General features: G+C 46.0%; 1 pseudogene. It reads left to right on the plus strand.

Annotated features, from left to right (window positions below):
• Nucleotides 1-5 precede the first annotated feature (5 nt).
• Nucleotides 6-235: pseudogene (locus AB4249_RS21910) on the plus strand (flagellin B); the annotation flags it as partial.

Here is a 235-nt window from a genome sequence, read left to right on the forward strand (position 1 = left end):
TCACCATGGCAGTGAATGTAAATACAAACGTTTCAGCGATGACAGCGCAACGTTACCTAAACAATGCAAACAGCGCACAACAAACATCAATGGAGCGTCTAGCTTCTGGCTCAAAAATCAACAGCGCAAAAGATGACGCTGCGGGTCTACAAATCTCGAACCGTTTGAACGTTCAAAGTCGTGGCCTTGATGTTGCTGTACGTAACGCGAACGACGGTATCTCAATTGCACAAAC

It is taken from the genome of Vibrio sp. 10N.261.55.F4, from assembly GCF_041470465.1.
Lineage (GTDB): Bacteria > Pseudomonadota > Gammaproteobacteria > Enterobacterales > Vibrionaceae > Vibrio > Vibrio crassostreae_C.